Origin of the sequence: Bartonella sp. OC68QHHN (assembly GCF_042193875.1) — a bacterium.
In the GTDB taxonomy this organism is placed as follows: domain Bacteria; phylum Pseudomonadota; class Alphaproteobacteria; order Rhizobiales; family Rhizobiaceae; genus Bartonella; species Bartonella grahamii_A.
The window spans coordinates 1-4,534 of record NZ_JBHIME010000026.1 but is presented as its reverse complement, the minus strand read 5'-3'; the positions used below and the strand labels follow the sequence as shown (position 1 = coordinate 4,534).

The following is a 4,534-nucleotide window of genomic DNA, read 5'->3' as shown; positions in this document are numbered from 1 at the left end:
CCCTCGATATCGCTTAAATCAGCAAATGAGAAGGTTTTATCGGCTGCCATTTTGCTCTTCAAGGCTGCTTCAAGATCTGTGACATCACTTATGCTATGGGTGTGTTGTAAAGGCGCTTTTTCGTCTACTTTTTCCTCAACACCCGCAATGGCTTGATCAATTTTGGTCAAGTTTTCGCGCAAGATTGGGAATTCAGAACTGATAAAGCGTCCTTCTTTAGGCAATTCCATGTCGAGTTTTTTGGTTTTGGTCATCTCTGTTTTCCCCTCATAATATACCGGCACCAAAATCACTCACCATAGACCGTGCCGCCGGTCCGCCGGTAAGCGTGAGTTTCAAGCGCGCTTGTTTGGCGCCTTTATCACCACTGATAAATTTTCGCTCTGTCCAAAGTGGTTCAGCGAGTTGTTCTGTTTCCTCTAATGTGAGAGGGGTGAAAGCACCATCATCCAGTTGCATCTCGAGTGTAAAGGTTGCACCGCCTGGTAAAAATGTTTTGATATAGCTCGTTAACCTTGCCTTTTCCCCAAAGGCAAAAGCACGGGTGACATAAGTGGCTTCCTTATGGATCTTTCCTGCAATCAATTGAACAGGAGCAAACAAAACAGGTGAGAGCTTTTCGGTGCCTTTGAGAATGGCGCGAAGCTTTACCTTTTCACTGATATATTCGGTAAGACTGAGTAATTGAAAAGGAAGCAGTTGATAAACCGTGCCATTGTTTCTTTCAATTTCAAAGATGACAGAACACTCACTTGAAGGCAATTCAATGGCTGCGCGCACTTGCAAATCAGAGCAGTCCACAAGGTCAAAAGTGCCAAGATCAATGGTTTTTTCTGTTTTTGTGTAGCGTGCTGCCAGCACTCGAAAGGCTAAAGCCTCATCTTGATGGGCGGTCCATGTCTGCGCATTGACAGAAGAAAAGCGTGGACCGGTCACGTAAGGGTGGCTTGAGACGTATCTCTGGTGTTCTGCATCAAAATCCCCAAGCTTTGCTAAGGAGACGGAATGATCAGCATCATCAGTTTTAATAACGAAAGCCGTTAAGCGGTCATCCATCACAAGGAGTGGCACATCATAGCGTGCCTCTGCCCAACCTAGCTTTGCGCCCTTCATAGAATAAAAGCTTTGTGCTTGAATATCGGCGGTTGGATAACCATTTTCTGTGGCGACCAAATCAATCACCAGATCATGGTCCTGATTGCCAATTTTACAAAGATGAAAGTCAATTCCTGTGATTTGTCGTGTTTCATCAGGAGTAAAGACTTGTGCTTGTGGATCCACTTGCGTCCATATCTTCACCGTTGTGGTGCGCCGCATCACTTTCACATCAATCACACCTTGACCGGTAAAAAGCCCCGTTGCAATGGTGCCACCTTTCCCCCGTGCGATAACATTTTTTGTGCCAGCCGTAATATTTTGTGGAATCGTGAAAGTGCCTTCAAGGGTGCCTTTGCTATCTGCAACAAGCTTTGTTTTTGGTAAAACATTCACACCATCAAAGGTGAGACTTTCCAAGATTTCGCCTTTCCCAAAGCCTTCAATTTTAAAGGAAAGGGTAATTTGTCTCAAAAAATCGATTTGTTCTTGGATTGCACTCACCAAGTCATCACGCACTTCTGTGTTACGGATAGTTCTCCCACGATTCCTGCCCATGATGATCTGATTGGTGATACCCGAGAGCCAATCGGTACGCTGTTCATGCCAGAAGTCTGTCGCGGGTGTGAGGGTTACTGTACCAGGCAGGGGTGCAAAATTTTGATAAGGATTGATTTTTTCGCAAGCCGTTGTCAACTCTTGCGCAATGATCACTTCATTTGTCCAGTCAAGCGTGACAGGCGCTTTTAAAGGAGCAGTATAGAATGTTGGATCAATGGCAAGCTGCAAAATGCCGTTGCCTACAGCCCCCGTTTGTTGAAAGCCTTCATCTCTGTAACTATCATCAAGAAAAGGGTCAGCGAACATGCCTTTTTTGGCAACAGGTTCTTTAGAATCCACATTGCTTTTAATGCGCTCTAATTGCATGAGACGGTCAAGCGAAAGCACCCGTTGAAAATAGCGCCACATCTCATCATAGGGGGCAACACGTGTGCCATCATTGACCACACGCGGAATATCCAGCCAATTGTTGGTGATGGTGGCAAGGGACAACACATCATCAGGGACACTGGGTGCCATGGGGTGATCTGCTGAGATGCCTTTGATATAGACGACGTTGCCTTGTGTGTTGAGACCTATACGGTCAATACGCGGCAATTTGTAAGTGTAACTGACGATAATATCACCACCCTCCGCCCCCCCTGAGACAGTGATTTCCTGCGCTGTTACTTTATCAGCCGTGATTTTTGCACGATAGCGATAAGTCACCTTATAGCTGCTCCCTGCTAAAGGTTCGTCTCCCATGNCGCCCCCCCTGAGACAGTGATTTCCTGCGCTGTTACTTTATCAGCCGTGATTTTTGCACGATAGCGATAAGTCACCTTATAGTTGCTTCCCGGTAAAGGTTCATCTCCCACCGGTGCCCAATCAATGGTGTCTCCGGTTTTTTTAAAATCTGTGCCTTCTTTAAATTCCTTGCTTCCTTGAATGACTTTAATAAACGCGGTGATGCTTTTATCAGGAACACCATCACGCCCAGCGGCAACTGCACCGCGGGTGACGTTAACGGTTTTTTCTTTTGTCAACAAAAGAGACTGAATATCGGCAATAGGAAAATAATAGGGGTTAAAGGTAAAACTTGTTTTCCCTTTTTGAAGCGTAAAAATATGCGTTTCGCTGGGAACAACGCTTGTCGAAAAATCTTGCACCNTTTTATCAGGAACACCATCACGCCCAGCGGCAACTGCACCGCGGGTGACGTTAACGGTTTTTTCTTTTGTCAACAAAAGAGATTGAATATCGGCAATAGGAAAATAATAGGGGTTAAAGGTAAAACTTGTTTTCCCTTTTTGAGGCGCAAAAATATGCGTTTCGCTGGGAACAACGCTTGTCGAAAAATCCTCTGGTTCTTCATGGCGCAAAGCGGCAAGGCGCTTGCGTTTAAAGCCATTAATATTGGCTTCCCCTTCTTGAATACTAAAGACTTGGCAGCCGTTATTGGCTCCCAATGCGCTTACACGGCAGCCACCCACGATATAATGCCCATGGGCTCGGTCGTACGTCGCAATGGCTTGCATGGCGGGTTCAAGCAATGAGGGCGATTTTTGATCAATTAGAATACCATCTTGCAAAATGTAGACAGGAAAAAACGTGCCTTGCTGCCCATCCTCTTTGAGAGCCCAAACAAGCTTTGCTGTTTCGCGTGCGGCACCGGGTTCTCCTTCTGCCAAGGTGCCAGGGACTTGCCCCAATAGCTCTGGATCATCCTCGTGTGTTATCCACTTTTTTTGCAGCTTCACACCAATTTCCAAGCGTCCAATCATGGAAACATTGTTGAGTATAGCGGGTGCAACAGGGAAAATATCGCCTGCGATATAGATTTTGCCATCCGTTAAAGTGACGGTCTTTGTCTCTTTGTTGACAAAAGCATCAGCCCGTTCAACGCGGTCTCCTTCTTGTGCCACAAGGCGCCCCAAACGGTCATGGCGCCCCCTTATAATGGTTTGAACCTCATTGAGTTCACCACTTTGAATAAAGGGGCGTTGTCCATAAAAGACAACGCTTTGTTGTTCCTCTTTGCCCAGAGATCTGTCAATTGCAAAGGGTAAACCACTTTCATGCTTCATGTTAAAACCTCAATAAAATCTTGAATTGTTCGCGAACATCGGCACGCAAAGGAATATTGACAGGCGTTTTGAGTATCTCGACACCGCCATTCAGTTCATCAGGCTCCAACCAAAGCTTGCCCAGGGGGATATCAAAGGGGATATCTTGTTTGGGAATGCCGTGAACGAGAATGGAAACAAATGCTGCTTGTTTCCCATCAATATCGTGAAAGTCTGTACGGGCAGCAAGAAACAACAGAGTGCCTGTTGTGGAAGGGTTAAATCTGTTACCACAATGGCTGTATACACCCTCCAAAGTTTGTTCGACAGGCGCTACAGCATAGCATCTGCGAGTGCCAATCACGCCATCTTGGCTGTCTCTTAACACGAGATAAAGCGTGCGACCATGAAACCATTCTGCCATGAGGATATCGCGTTCATGTTTTTTGACCGAACACCACGGAAAATTTGCCAATTCCCATGGGTAATCAATTTGGTTCCAGCTTAATTCTTTATCCCCATCATCTATCCAATTGCCAATAAGCTTGCCTTCTTCTTCTTCGAGAATGCGCTCTATTTCTGTTGTGCGTCCAAAGGAAAACAAAGTGCCCCCAGCTGTTAAGCGAACACCGCTTTCATACTCCAACATGCTGTCATCAAACCGTGACATATTGCCTTGCAATGCCTCAACGTCATAGCCATAAACACCACGACGAAAATCAGAGCGCAAACTTTTGGAAAGGTCAGTGATTGCTTCAATGGCTTCAAGAGAGTTTTGTTCAGGCAAGTGATCAAAATCAAGTTGAAAGGAATTCCACCATGCTCGCTCTGTC

General features: G+C 45.8%; 2 protein-coding genes and 2 pseudogenes. All 4 read right to left on the bottom strand.

The features are described 5' to 3' along the window. Positions 1-254, bottom strand: a 254-nt coding sequence (locus tag ACFIJ0_RS05275) for a Bgr_08870 family protein (protein ID WP_375644137.1), incomplete at its 3' end; no start/stop codon positions are given. A gap of 13 nt (positions 255-267) precedes the next feature. Beyond that, a pseudogene (locus tag ACFIJ0_RS05270) lies at positions 268-2,397 on the bottom strand (DUF4815 domain-containing protein); the annotation flags it as partial. Positions 2,398-2,513: 116 nt separating this feature from the next. Next, a pseudogene (locus ACFIJ0_RS05265) lies at positions 2,514-3,722 on the bottom strand (DUF4815 domain-containing protein); the annotation flags it as partial. A gap of 1 nt (position 3,723) precedes the next feature. Further along, positions 3,724-4,534, bottom strand: an 811-nt coding sequence (locus ACFIJ0_RS05260) for a phage tail protein (protein WP_375661418.1), incomplete at its 5' end; no start/stop codon positions are given.